The sequence below is a fragment of the Agarivorans sp. DSG3-1 genome, from assembly GCF_046774965.1.
Taxonomy (GTDB): domain Bacteria; phylum Pseudomonadota; class Gammaproteobacteria; order Enterobacterales; family Celerinatantimonadaceae; genus Agarivorans.
The window spans coordinates 4,577,784-4,589,767 of sequence record NZ_CP177241.1; the positions used below are offsets into that span (position 1 = coordinate 4,577,784).

Annotated in this window: 15 protein-coding genes; 4 read left to right on the top strand and 11 right to left on the bottom strand. The window is 43.8% G+C overall.

From position 1 onward, the window contains the following. Positions 1-105: 105 nt before the first annotated feature. From ACLD71_RS21280 to nrdR, 8 genes are all read right to left on the bottom strand, one after another. The gene (locus ACLD71_RS21280) at positions 106-585 is read right to left on the bottom strand and encodes a phosphatidylglycerophosphatase A (protein WP_137671721.1); all 480 of its coding nucleotides are present in this window, start codon (positions 583-585) and stop codon (positions 106-108) included. 24 nt (positions 586-609) lie between these two features. Then, positions 610-1,587, bottom strand: coding sequence for a thiamine-phosphate kinase (thiL, locus tag ACLD71_RS21285; RefSeq protein WP_137671722.1), 978 nt, complete (start codon positions 1,585-1,587; stop codon positions 610-612). 3 nt (positions 1,588-1,590) lie between these two features. Continuing rightward, positions 1,591-2,007 (bottom strand): transcription antitermination factor NusB, encoded by a 417-nt coding sequence (gene nusB, locus ACLD71_RS21290; protein WP_137671723.1) that lies wholly within the window; start codon positions 2,005-2,007, stop codon positions 1,591-1,593. Between the two features lie 15 nt (positions 2,008-2,022). Further along, positions 2,023-2,493 carry a 6,7-dimethyl-8-ribityllumazine synthase gene (ribE, locus tag ACLD71_RS21295; protein ID WP_137671724.1) on the bottom strand — a complete coding sequence of 157 codons (471 nt, stop codon included), beginning with the start codon at positions 2,491-2,493 and terminating at the stop codon, positions 2,023-2,025. A 104-nt stretch (positions 2,494-2,597) separates the two neighbouring features. Continuing rightward, on the bottom strand, positions 2,598-3,710 hold the full coding sequence (gene ribBA / locus ACLD71_RS21300) for a bifunctional 3,4-dihydroxy-2-butanone-4-phosphate synthase/GTP cyclohydrolase II (RefSeq protein ID WP_411992000.1): 1,113 nt from the start codon (positions 3,708-3,710) through the stop codon (positions 2,598-2,600). A gap of 66 nt (positions 3,711-3,776) precedes the next feature. Beyond that, a complete protein-coding gene (locus tag ACLD71_RS21305; protein WP_411992002.1) occupies positions 3,777-4,433 on the bottom strand; it encodes a riboflavin synthase in 657 nt (218 codons plus the stop codon). 2 nt (positions 4,434-4,435) lie between these two features. Next, positions 4,436-5,566 carry a bifunctional diaminohydroxyphosphoribosylaminopyrimidine deaminase/5-amino-6-(5-phosphoribosylamino)uracil reductase RibD gene (gene ribD / locus ACLD71_RS21310; protein ID WP_411992003.1) on the bottom strand — a complete coding sequence of 377 codons (1,131 nt, stop codon included), beginning with the start codon at positions 5,564-5,566 and terminating at the stop codon, positions 4,436-4,438. After that, entirely contained in the window at positions 5,567-6,016 is a 450-nt protein-coding gene (gene nrdR, locus ACLD71_RS21315) for a transcriptional regulator NrdR (RefSeq protein WP_137671727.1), read from the bottom strand. 354 nt (positions 6,017-6,370) lie between these two features. On the opposite strand from nrdR, the gene ACLD71_RS21320 reads away from it, so the two are divergent. Together ACLD71_RS21320 and ACLD71_RS21325 are read left to right on the top strand one after the other, a co-directional pair. After that, on the top strand, positions 6,371-6,931 hold the full coding sequence (locus tag ACLD71_RS21320) for a DJ-1/PfpI family protein (RefSeq protein ID WP_137671728.1): 561 nt from the start codon (positions 6,371-6,373) through the stop codon (positions 6,929-6,931). A gap of 72 nt (positions 6,932-7,003) precedes the next feature. Continuing rightward, positions 7,004-7,333 (top strand): ribbon-helix-helix domain-containing protein, encoded by a 330-nt coding sequence (locus ACLD71_RS21325; protein WP_137671729.1) that lies wholly within the window; start codon positions 7,004-7,006, stop codon positions 7,331-7,333. Between the two features lie 351 nt (positions 7,334-7,684). Here ACLD71_RS21325 and glyA read toward each other — a convergent pair whose 3' ends face one another. Beyond that, positions 7,685-8,938: a serine hydroxymethyltransferase gene (gene glyA / locus ACLD71_RS21330; protein WP_303510939.1), complete on the bottom strand. Its 1,254-nt coding sequence runs from the start codon at positions 8,936-8,938 to the stop codon at positions 7,685-7,687. Positions 8,939-9,244: 306 nt separating this feature from the next. Here glyA and ACLD71_RS21335 point away from each other — a divergent pair, with 306 nt between their 5' ends. Continuing rightward, positions 9,245-10,243 carry a ChaN family lipoprotein gene (locus tag ACLD71_RS21335; protein WP_137671731.1) on the top strand — a complete coding sequence of 333 codons (999 nt, stop codon included), beginning with the start codon at positions 9,245-9,247 and terminating at the stop codon, positions 10,241-10,243. A 250-nt stretch (positions 10,244-10,493) separates the two neighbouring features. Further along, entirely contained in the window at positions 10,494-10,760 is a 267-nt protein-coding gene (locus ACLD71_RS21340; RefSeq protein WP_016402681.1) for an Lpp/OprI family alanine-zipper lipoprotein, read from the top strand. A gap of 45 nt (positions 10,761-10,805) precedes the next feature. Here the strand turns inward: ACLD71_RS21340 and ACLD71_RS21345 are convergent, their stop codons facing one another. Together ACLD71_RS21345 and ACLD71_RS21350 are read right to left on the bottom strand one after the other, a co-directional pair. Continuing rightward, positions 10,806-11,717: a L,D-transpeptidase family protein gene (locus tag ACLD71_RS21345; RefSeq protein WP_137671732.1), complete on the bottom strand. Its 912-nt coding sequence runs from the start codon at positions 11,715-11,717 to the stop codon at positions 10,806-10,808. After that, positions 11,717-11,983 carry a hypothetical protein gene (locus ACLD71_RS21350; RefSeq protein WP_303550007.1) on the bottom strand — a complete coding sequence of 89 codons (267 nt, stop codon included), beginning with the start codon at positions 11,981-11,983 and terminating at the stop codon, positions 11,717-11,719. The genes ACLD71_RS21345 and ACLD71_RS21350 overlap by 1 nt, the downstream gene beginning before the upstream one ends. Position 11,984 lies beyond the last annotated feature (1 nt).

Here is an 11,984-nt window from a genome sequence, read left to right on the forward strand (position 1 = left end):
ATTGTCATATTTATGCAGAAAAGAATAAGCTTATGCGTGATTTACATAAGCAGATTCAACTAGATTGAGGGGCAGTAGAATTCAGGAACTAGAGAATTTGATTAATTAAGCGAGAACAAACAGCACAACTTGCAAACAGATGGCGGCAAAAACGCCAGCTAATACGTCGTCTATCATTATACCAAAGCCGCCGTGAACTTTTTTATCTAAAACTTTAATCGGCCAGGGCTTTAATACATCAAAAAAGCGAAATAGCACAAAACCAAGCAATACATTCAGCGGTGACAAGGGCACCATAAACATTGTAATCCAGTAACCAACGAACTCATCCCACACTATGCCGCCGTGATCATGAACCCCCATAGCGTCACTGGCTTTTTGACAACACCACACGCCAAATATAAAGCTCAACACAACCAAAGTGATATACAACCATGACGATAACGGTGCGAGCAGTAAATAGAGGGGAATAGCTGCTACAGTGCCAAAAGTGCCTGGCGCTTTAGGGGCTAAGCCGCTACCAAAACCAACCGCACACAAATGTAAGGGGTTACGCAAATTTAAACGGGCTAAAGCCTTATCCATTATTGGTTCTCGTGAATAGCTTGCTTATACGAAATGGTCCCAACCAGCTTGATCTAGCTGATAAGGCTTGTCTTTATATTGTAATTTTATTTCGCCCTTACCCGGCGCTAACTGACCAATACAAGTATATTGTATGCCGCTAAACGATAGCGAAGTATCCACCGAGCCTTTATTAGATTCCGGCACGGTAAAGCACAACTCGTAGTCTTCTCCACCGTTTAAGGCAAAAGCAATGCTTTGGTCAATACTTACGGCTTCGTTCATGGTTTCAGATAAAGGTAATTGCTCAAGTTTTAAAGTCGCTGAACAACTGCTTTTTCTTAAGATGTGGCCTAAATCGTTGTATAAACCATCAGAAATATCGATAGTGGCAGAAGCAATATCGCGTAGTCCATAACCGGCTAATACCCGCGGCTGAGGGAAATAGTGCTGCTTTAAACTCAACTCCAATTGCTGCGGACTTAAGCTCAGCTGATTTTGTAAATGCGCTAAGGCCAAACCCGAATCCCCCAAGTTACCGGTCACATAGATCCAATCACCTGGTTTAGCCCCATCTCGACGCAGCGCTTTGCCATGCGGCACCACTCCATGCACCGTAACAGTAATGCTAAGCGGACCTTTGGTGGTATCACCTCCAATCAGGCTCACATTAAAGTACTCGGCTAAGTCGTAAAAGCCTTTGCTAAATTGGGCCAGCCACGCTTCATTTATTTCGGGTAAGGTAATCGCCAAAGTCACCCAGCGCGGTTCTGCCCCCATGGCGGCCATATCGCTAAGGTTAACAGCCAATGCTTTGTGCCCTAAAGCGCGTGGGGGAATATCGGCAAAAAAATGCACGCCTTCAACCAGGGTATCGGTTGAAATGGCAATGTGACTATTATCGGGTAAGGCAACTACCGCAGCATCGTCACCTACGCCAAGAATTACATCTTGGCGAGGCGCGCTTTTCTGGAAGTATTTGTCGATAATATCGAATTCACCCAGTGACGGCTGAGACGACATTAATTAAGACTTAAACTGCTGTAAGCGTAGAACTTTATCTAGTACACCATTCACAAACTTGTGGCTATCTTCAGCAGCAAATGATTTAGCCAGTTCAATGGCTTCATTAATGACAACTTTTGGCGGAACGTCAGTCACCATCAATAACTCATAAACACCGATTAATAAAATCGCATGCTCAACGATGTCTAATTCTTCTAACTTACGCGACAACGAAGAGCTCATCGCTTTATCTAGTTTTTCATGGTTAGCCACTACACCAGAAATTAAAGTAGAAAAATAAGGAACATCAGCCTTACTCATGTCTTGTTCGGTTAAGAACTGATGTTCGATGTTAGCAACGCTGTCCTTGGTCACTTGCCATTGATAAATTGCTTGGGTAGCAAATTGCCTAGCTTTACGACGTGCAGCTGGTTTCACAGAGAATTCCTCAAATTAAACTTCTATCTGATTAACTAAGTTAATCATTTCCAAAGCGCTTAGGGCGGCTTCGGTACCTTTATTACCCATTTTAGTGCCAGCGCGTTCAATCGCTTGCTCAATAGACTCAGTGGTTAGCACACCAAATGTTACTGGAATATCGTACTCCATCATCACTTGCGCTAAACCTTTGTGGCATTCATTAGCTACCAATTCAAAGTGGTAAGTTCCACCACGAATTACCGTACCTAAAGCAATAATAGCATCGTATTTTTTAGACGCTGCAATACGCTTAGCTGCTAGCGGAATCTCTACCGCACCAGGCACACGAACAACAGTGATGTTGTCATCGCTTACACCGCCTTGACGGGTTAGCGTGTCTACGGCACCAGATAATAAGCTTTCATTAATAAAGCTATTAAAACGGGCGATAACAATGGCTACTTTAGCGTTTGGAGTCGCCAAGTTTGCTTCAATTACTTTCATGGTTGTTCTGCCTATTCTTTGAGTCCATCAAAAAAATCGCGCCATTCTAGCACAACTAAAGTGATAGACCCTTAATTTAATTTTACGCCAAAGCGCATCGGAAATTATTCCTGGTCAATGTACTCAACAACTTCAAGACCAAAGCCAGAAAGCGCGTGATAACGTTTCGGAGAGCTTAACAAACGCATTTTACTCACACCTAAATCAGCCAATATTTGAGAGCCTACACCCACGGTGCGAGAGGCACTTTGCTGACGCTTTTGTGGTGGTGTTTCGCCACGGTCCTGCAACGCGAAGGCTTTGACTTGTTCAATCAAGTTTTCAGCATCGTCGTCGGTACTTAACAACACCAAAACACCATTTTCATTAGCGATCTTTTCTAATGCTTTATCCAGCGGCCAGCTCATTTTTCCGGCTCGGTCACTGCCTAATAGGTCACTAAAGGTATTGTGCAAGTGCACACGAACCAAAGTGGCTTGGTCTTCTTTAACCTCACCAGCTTGCATCACAAAGTGTACTTTCTCGTCGATAGTATCGCGGTAAGTAATCAGCTTAAAATCACCATGACAGCTAGGCATTTTACATTCTGCCACTCGCTCAATGGTGGTTTCATTGTTATTGCGGTATTCAATAAGGTCTGCAATTGTGCCCATTTTTAAGTCGTGTTCTTTACAGAACACTTCTAGATCGGGGCGACGCGCCATGGTGCCATCTTGGTTAAGAATTTCAACAATCACTGCGGCAGGTTCGCGCCCAGCCAAACGGGCTAAATCAGTTCCGGCCTCGGTGTGACCAGCACGCGTTAGTACTCCGCCTTCTTGTGCCATTAACGGGAAAATATGCCCAGGCATAACAATGTCACTAGGTTTTGCATCGCGAGCAACAGCCGCTTGAACGGTGCGTGAGCGATCAGCAGCAGAAATACCTGTAGTGACGCCTTGAGCGGCTTCTATAGACACCGTGAAATTAGTGGCAAATTGCTCGGTATTTACATCCACCATTAACGGCAACTTAAGTTGCTGGCAGCGCTCTCTGGTCATTGGTAAACAAATCAGACCACGCCCATAGGTGGCCATAAAGTTAATGGCTTCAGGCGTCACCATATCAGCAGCCATGATTAAATCGCCTTCATTCTCGCGATCTTCATCGTCCATGAGTACTACCATCTTGCCATGGCGTAAATCTTCAATAATTTCTTCGATACTGCTTAGTGACATAGCAAAACCTTTCTTACCTAAGGGGTGTTATTTATAGTTATTAGTGCATTTCATTATTGCTACTGGCTACTTTAAAAAGCCATGTTGCGCCAAAAATGCAGTATTGATGTTTGATTCGTTTTTACTCTCTTCAGCATAGCCGATTAGGCGCTCAACATAACGGGCAATCACATCAACCTCTAGGTTAATTTTTTGCCCTGGCGCCCATTGCGAGATAGTCGTTTGCTCTGCGGTGTGGGGGATAATGGTTAAACGCAGCTGCTGTTGTTGAACTTCATTTACCGTAAGACTAATCCCATCTACGGTTATTGAGCCTTTATGAGCAATATAGCGAGCCAGCTCGTTAGGAACTTTTAACCAAATGTTTACTGCCCTAGCACTAGGGCTAATAGTCACCACTTCCGCTAAGCCATCTACGTGGCCGCTAACGATATGGCCGCCAAAACGATTTGTGGCGAGCATGGCTTTTTCTAGGTTCACCTTATCGCCCTGCTTACATTTAGCCAAAGAGGTTAAACTAAGAGTTTCGGTGGAAACATCGGCGCAAAAGTAATCACTACCAAATTCAACGACTGTTAAGCAAATACCATTTACGGCGATACTGTCGCCCAGATGCACATCAGCCATGTCTAAACTGGAACAGGCGATATGTAAACGCACGTCTCCGCTGCGCTTTTCAATGCTCTTGATAATGCCAAGGGCTTCGATAATTCCAGTAAACATTATTATGCACCCTTTGCTTGTGGGATCCAGATAGTTTTAATGTCGGGGCCTACGCGGCGGGTTTCAAGGCATTGCCAAGAATTTAACTGATTCATCTCAGTAAAACCCTCTAGGCCTATTAAGCTTTGCGCATCGGCGCCCATCAACTTACCTGCTTGATAACAAATTAGCTCATCGACCAGCTTTGCTTTAATCAGTGCGGCCGCAAAATTTGCTCCTGCTTCCACCCACACATCGTTGATTTCAGCTTCCGCTAGCTGTTGCATCAACTCACTCAAGCTCTGGTCTGAATCACTTATGATAAATTGCTTATCAGCGGCTACTTGCGGCTGAAGTTGGGTTCCCGCTAGCCACAGTGACTTGGGATGTTTGAATATGTTTAAAGATTGAGAAGCCGCAGATAAACGTTGCTGACGATCCACCACTATACGCAATGGCTGGCGTAAGCTCTGTTGCTCTAGTTGGTGGGTTAAACTACCTAACTCATTATGGCGAACATTTAAACTCGCGTTATCTCTAAGCACAGTGGTAGCGGTAGACAAAATAGCATGGCTGCGAGCGCGTTCACGTTGAACATCACTCCGTGAATAAGAAGAAGTAATCCACTTACTTTCGCCATTCGATAAAGCGGTTTTGGCATCTATCGAGCCAGCCAGCTTTAAACGTACAAATGGGCGCTTACGTTCCACTCGGCATAAAAAGCCAGGGTTTAGCGCCCTCGCCGCTGATTCCATTAAGCCAGTGCGAACTTTAATGCCCGCCTGTTCTAACATACCAATGCCTCGACCAGCGACTTGCGGATTAGGGTCAACCATCGCAATAATCACTTCGGCGACTTGCTCTTCTATCAACATGCTTGCGCAAGCGGGTGTTCGGCCTACGTGGCTGCAAGGCTCTAGGGTGACATAGGCAAGTGCACCCACTACGCTATGACCAGTTTCTTTAGCCTTTATTACCGCGTTAACTTCGGCATGCCCTTCACCAGCCTTTTGATGATAACCTTCACCAATAATCTGGCCATTTTTCACCAGTACACAACCGACATTTGGATTAGGCGCGGTAGTGTAAGTTCCTAACTCAGCAAGGCGTAGCGCTTTTGCCATATATTGGCAATCTTGAGGGCTAAAACTCACTTATTTTTCCAATTTTGCAATTTCGTCACTAAACTCTTTAATGTCTTCAAAGGAGTGGTATACCGAAGCAAAGCGCACATAAGCCACTTTATCGAGGCTAATTAGCTGCTCCATCACAATCTTACCAATGAACTTGGTTTCAACTTCACGTTCGCCGGTGGCGCGAAGTTGAGACTTAATTTTATTTACTGACTGCTCAACTTGGTCAACACTCACCGGACGCTTCTCTAACGCTCGCATCATGCCTGCTCGCATTTTCTCTTCGTTAAAAGGTTCTCTTATCCCATTGCCTTTAATGACTCGAGGCATGACCAATTCTGCTAACTCAAATGAAGTAAAGCGCTCATGGCACTCTGAACACTCACGGCGTCTTCTCACCTGATGGCCATCAGCCACTAGACGTGAGTCAATAACCTTAGTTTCATGGGCGGAGCAAAATGGACAGTGCATGGGTGTTCCTTTAGTCAGATATGTAACGATTTTATCTGCTTAACAGGCCAAGGTACAGATCAGTAAAAACTTAAGCGCTGAAAACTTAAGGATTAATGGACGAGAGCTTTACAGCAAGTAACATTTCATTAGCACTGTCTTTTTAATAAGTGAAAAGCGAAGACCAACGCTCAGTTTGCTTTAAATATCTAAAAATTATAATCCCAAATAGCCATATATAAACTGTTGAATGAAATAGACTTTTATTAGTTCCGTTGATCCCCAAGTGTAATGTAGTAACCAATTACTACCCCTTACACTCTGCTAGCCCTTATCCTGCCATTGAAATGTAAACAAATTGTTAAGGTTAGAGTGATGGCTAAAGTACTTATTATTGCGGGCGATTTTGTTGAAGATTATGAATTGATGGTGCCGTTTCAAGCGCTACAAATGGTAGGGCATAATGTTGTTGCCGTTTGCCCAGAAAAGCAATCAGGTGAGCAGATAAAAACCGCGATTCACGATTTTGAAGGTGACCAAACTTACAGCGAAAAGCCAGGGCACAATTTTACTCTTAACGGCAGCTTTGATGAAATAGTTGCCGATGATTTTGACGCACTATTGTTGCCTGGCGGCCGTGCGCCTGAATACCTGCGCTTAAACCCTCAAGTGCTAGAGATCATCAAAATCTTTGCCAATAAGCAGCAACCCATAGCGGCGGTATGCCATGGTGCCCAGTTGTTAACGGCGGCAGGTATTGCCTCTGGCAGACACATTTCTGCCTACCCTGCTTGTGCGCCAGAAGTAACCGCAGCCGGCGGCGACTATGCTGATATTGCCGTAGACCAAGCAATAACAGACGGAAACTTGGTCACCGCCCCCGCATGGCCCGCCCATCCTCAATGGCTAGCTCAATTTAACGCATTGTTAAAATAACCTAAGTGAAAGAGCAAGTTTTGACGTTTTGTACCATGATTAGACTTCGATCTAATCATGGTGAGATTTGTTATGTGTGAGATCTATTCAGGTACTGAAGCCGAATTATTTGAGTTAAAGTCGCGTTCGGTGCGTTTAGACGGTGTGGTCACGAGTGTTCGTTTAGAAGCGATTTTCTGGCAGCTTTTAGAGCAAATAGCCGATGAAGCGGAACTGAGCCTAGCTGGTTTTCTAACCCAAATTTACCATGAAGTTTTGCAGCGAGAAGGCAAAGTGGGCAATTTCACTTCATTACTAAGGGTCGCCTGTACTACCCATTTAAATCAGGGCAAGCGCTTAGTGCTGCATCAAGGTACTATTGAGCAAACAGCAGGCAAATCCTTTGCCCATAACACTGTGTAGTCATCGCTATTGAGCAATGATTAACAGCATAAAGCTTCCCCAAATTACAAACTGTAGAAAAACCATTCTTTTTGCGCTGGCCACTGGATTCATGTCCATTGTTATTCTCTCTCTTTTGAAACTACCAACAATGCTGGTAATTTGACTTATCAATTAGATCTAAAAACTCAGCAAAAACAATACCAACTGCATGTTTGTTAAGCGTAGATCTAAACTATCCCTCCTTGGTTTGTGTTCCTATTCACATTTAGCCCGTAGAAATCCTAAGTTGGACTAAAAAACAGATACAAAAAAGGAGGCCATAAGCCTCCTTTCATTTATCTTGTCAGTCCCTGACTATAGATTGCTTACTTAAGCATAGACCGGGAAACGCTGGCAAAGTTCTAACACTTGGCCTTTAACACGTTCGATAACTGCATCATCTTGTAAATTATCTAGTACATCACAGATCCAGCCCGCTAAGTCTTTAGCAGCAGCTACATCTAAACCACGACGGGTAATCGCAGGCGTACCGATACGCAAACCACTGGTCACAAATGGTGAACGAGGATCGTTTGGAACCGAGTTCTTGTTAACAGTGATGTTGGCGCGGCCTAGTGCTGCGTCAGCGTCTTTACCAGTAATGTCTTTGTCGATAAGGTCAACTAAGAACAAGTGGTTTTCAGTACCGTTAGATACAATTTTGTAACCACGCTCTTGTAGCACCGCCACCATCGCTTTTGCGTTATCCAATACCGCTTGTTGGTATTGCTTAAACTCAGGCTCCATAGCTTCTTTAAAAGCTACTGCTTTAGCTGCAATAACATGCATTAAAGGACCGCCTTGGCCGCCAGGGAATACTGCAGAGTTTAATTTTTTCTCGATAACTTCGTTAGCACGAGCCAAAATCAAACCGCCACGTGGGCCAGCTAAGGTTTTATGCGTAGTGGTAGTCACTACGTCTGCAATAGGAACTGGGTTTGGGTATAAACCTGCAGCCACTAAACCAGCAATGTGTGCCATATCAACAAATAGGTAAGCACCTACTTCGTCAGCGATATCGCGAAAACGCTGCCAGTCAACCACACCTGAGTATGCTGAGAAACCAGCAATAATCATTTTTGGTTTGTGTTCTTTAGCTAGCTTTTCAACTTCAGCGTAATCTAGCTCGCCAGTTTCCGGATTAATTCCGTACTGAACAGCATTATAGATTTTACCTGAGAAGCTTACGCTGGCACCGTGAGTTAAGTGACCGCCATGAGCAAGGCTCATGCCTAGCACAGTGTCACCAGCATTTAGTAATGCCATAAAAACAGCTGAGTTAGCTTGTGAACCTGCATGAGGTTGCACGTTTGCGTAGTCTGCACCAAATAGCTGTTTAGCACGCTCAATAGCAAGTACTTCAGCTTGGTCTACATACTCACAACCACCATAGTAACGCTTGCCAGGGTACCCTTCGGCGTACTTATTAGTAAGGTAAGAACCTTGCGCTTCCATTACCCGTGGGCTGGCGTAGTTCTCAGAAGCAATCAGCTCAATGTGCTCTTCTTGGCGAACTTCTTCTTTAGTAATGGCTTGCCATAACTCGGCATCGTAATCGGCGATATTCATATCACGCTTTAACATCAGTATCTCCTGACTCTTTTGTTACATGTTGGTGGGTGATTTTTCGAAGGCGCATTCTAACCTGAGTCCTTTTCAGATCACAGCAAAATTTTAAGCTCTAGGTTTACCTTGATAGCATAAACTTAACATAAACCCCGTATGGCGCATCGAAGTGAGATAGTGAGTGTTAAGGCACCTGTTTGCAATTCTCTCACCGCCTGCTTTGATCTTTATGAAATAAATTCACGTTAATTTAAGCATTACTTTTAGGTTTAATAAAGGCTAAGATGATAATGATTATCATCTACATTTAGAGTATTGACCCCTATGTTATTTCGTCTTTCAAGTTTACTGTTTATCTTGGTCAGCTTAACGGCCTGCAGTACTAGCCAACCAAACACTGGTCTTCAACAAGCGAGCATCGCTGCCCCGTTAGAGACTTATTATGATTACCTCCTTTTTGACCCACATGCTCAGCAAGTTCTCAACGATACTGAAACACTAGCCAGTTTGCTTGCAGATTCAAATGTGGTGTTATTTGGTGAGTACCATAGTCACCCAGGGATCCATTTAGCACAGTTACGTTTATTCCAATCTCTGCATGCGCAACACCATCAATTAAGCTTATCTTTGGAACAATTTGATCGTAGCCAACAAGCTTTAGTAAACGAGTATTTAAACAATGAGATCGGTGAAGAATGGTTGATTAAGCAAACTAACGCTTGGCCAAATTACCGTTCCGATTATCGGCCCTTAGTTGAATTCTCGAAGGCTAAGCACTTAAACGTTATTGCCGCCAACGCCCCTAAAGCGCATGTGACTTGTATAGGTAACGAGGGTTTGGCCTATTTAGACACGCTAGACTCGGAGCAGCGCCTTTTGTTGAGCCAAGAATTTACCGTAGATGATCCCGCTTACCAGCAACGCTTATTTGGAAATGCTCATCATGGCGACAGCCAACAAAGCCAAAATCATTTTCTAGCCATGTTAGCCTGGGACGAGACCATGGCTGAGTCTATTGCCGCTCACTTTGGCAATGAAGAGAACCAACAAGTCATGCACATTGTGGGTAATTTTCATATCGAACAAAAACAAGGCACCTACTCACGGGTGCAACAACGTTTACCAAATTCAAAAATAAGCTCAGTGGTTGCAGTCAGTCAGCAAGAGTTTTTGGCACTCTCTATAGAAGAGCAACAAGCTAAGGGGGACTACCTTATCGTGGTGTTAAGTTTACCCAAACGTTACCAAAGTGCAGACAACCGCAAGGCGGAATACCAACATATTAAGCAGCGCTCTAATAAACAATGTAAAAGCATTAACTAACAGCAGGCTAGCAATAATCCTGAAATGTCCCTACTAGGCGACATCTTTTGTTGCGAAAATGTTAACAAAATAACTTAAATCCCTGTTATCACCCTATTTTTCTTTTACTTTTACTATCTAGGGCTTGCAGCTTAATAATATTGAGCCATAATCATATCAGCGGCTCACTCAACGCAGTGAATGGCTTTGCTTAATACGAATTGACGATTGATATCATTCGTTAGACTTGAACATAAAGGACGGACTTACCATGAATAAGTTTTTAGTTGCAGGCGCTATTGCTTCTACCATTTTACTAGCGGGTTGTTCTTCAAACACTACCGCTTTAGAAAACAACGTACAATCTCTAAGCGACAAAGTTGATGCACTATCTAACGAAGTTGCAGCTCTTCGAGCAGAGCAAAGCTCTTTGAGTGGCGACATCAAGTCAGCTCAAATGAGTGCTGACCAAGCGAAAGCTGAAGCTATGCGCGCTAACGAGCGTATCGACAACATCGCTTCTTCTTACACTAAGTAAGTTTAAACCGATGTGAAAAAGGAGATGCTATGGCATCTCCTTTTTTTATCCCTGATTTTCACCCACCATTAAAGCAATGCCTTGCTGGTTTTTCAGCGCTTGATTGACAACCGAAGAATCAACCCCCGCTTGAGTAATAAACTTAATATCATCTCTACTTAGCTTTAATGAAGTTGCTTGGCTTACATCTTCTTGTGAACGATTTAGCGGCTGATGCACTTCTAACAAGTACTCACCACTTGGCTCTAAGGAATGTTTAATCGATTGATCAATAATACGTACGGGTGTTTTCACATTAACTTGAGAAAACAAATACTCAATATCGTTCGGGAACAAGCGAATACAGCCAGAGCTCACTCGCAGGCCAACCCCAAATTCTTTGTTAGTGCCATGAATCAAATACTCACCATTGCCATAAGCCAATCGCAGCGCATATTCGCCCAATGGGTTTTCAGGTCCAGCTTGAACCACTTGCGGCAGAATGATGCCTTTTGCAGCGTATTCGTTTCGAATATTCTGAGTTGGTGTCCAAGTTGGTTTTTCTCGTTTCTGGCTAATATAAGTACTCATTTCAGGTGTTTCACGACCAATTCGACCAATGCCAATTGGCAATACATCTACTTGATGGTTATTTGGTCGAAAGTAGTACAAACGTAGTTCAGCCAAATTAACCACTACGCCTTTATGCTCAACATCAGGTAGTAGTATTTGAGTGGGGATAAGCAGCTGGCTATCCACTTCAGGTAAAAATGGGTCGACACCCTTATTGGCTGCCATTACAGCCAAAAAGCCTACGCCATAACGCTCGGCAATAAGCGCGATAGTTTCACCTTTTTGGATCCGGTGCCACTGGTTGCCCCCCAATAAACGGCTACCGTCATTGGGTAGGTCATAAGTTAAGGCGGAGGCCGTAAACGCCAGGCTAAGCGCTAGGCAAGCTAACAACAATCTTTTCATCAGTCAGTTACTTCAAATAGTGATAACAGCAACATAGCATTAATTATTGGCAAATTCGACTCGAAGCCATCACCCACTCGGTTATCGACGGTGGCCAACAGCAGATTTAGCCGCTTTTCATATAAAACAGTGACAACATCAACAACAGGCTGAATAAAGTGATTGGCAAAGCTAGCATCCAGCAAGGAAGCCAGTATCATAGCGGAAGATAAAAACAATCTGATTTGGGTGTATGCTTTAGCTGCACCAAACACTAGTTTTGACATT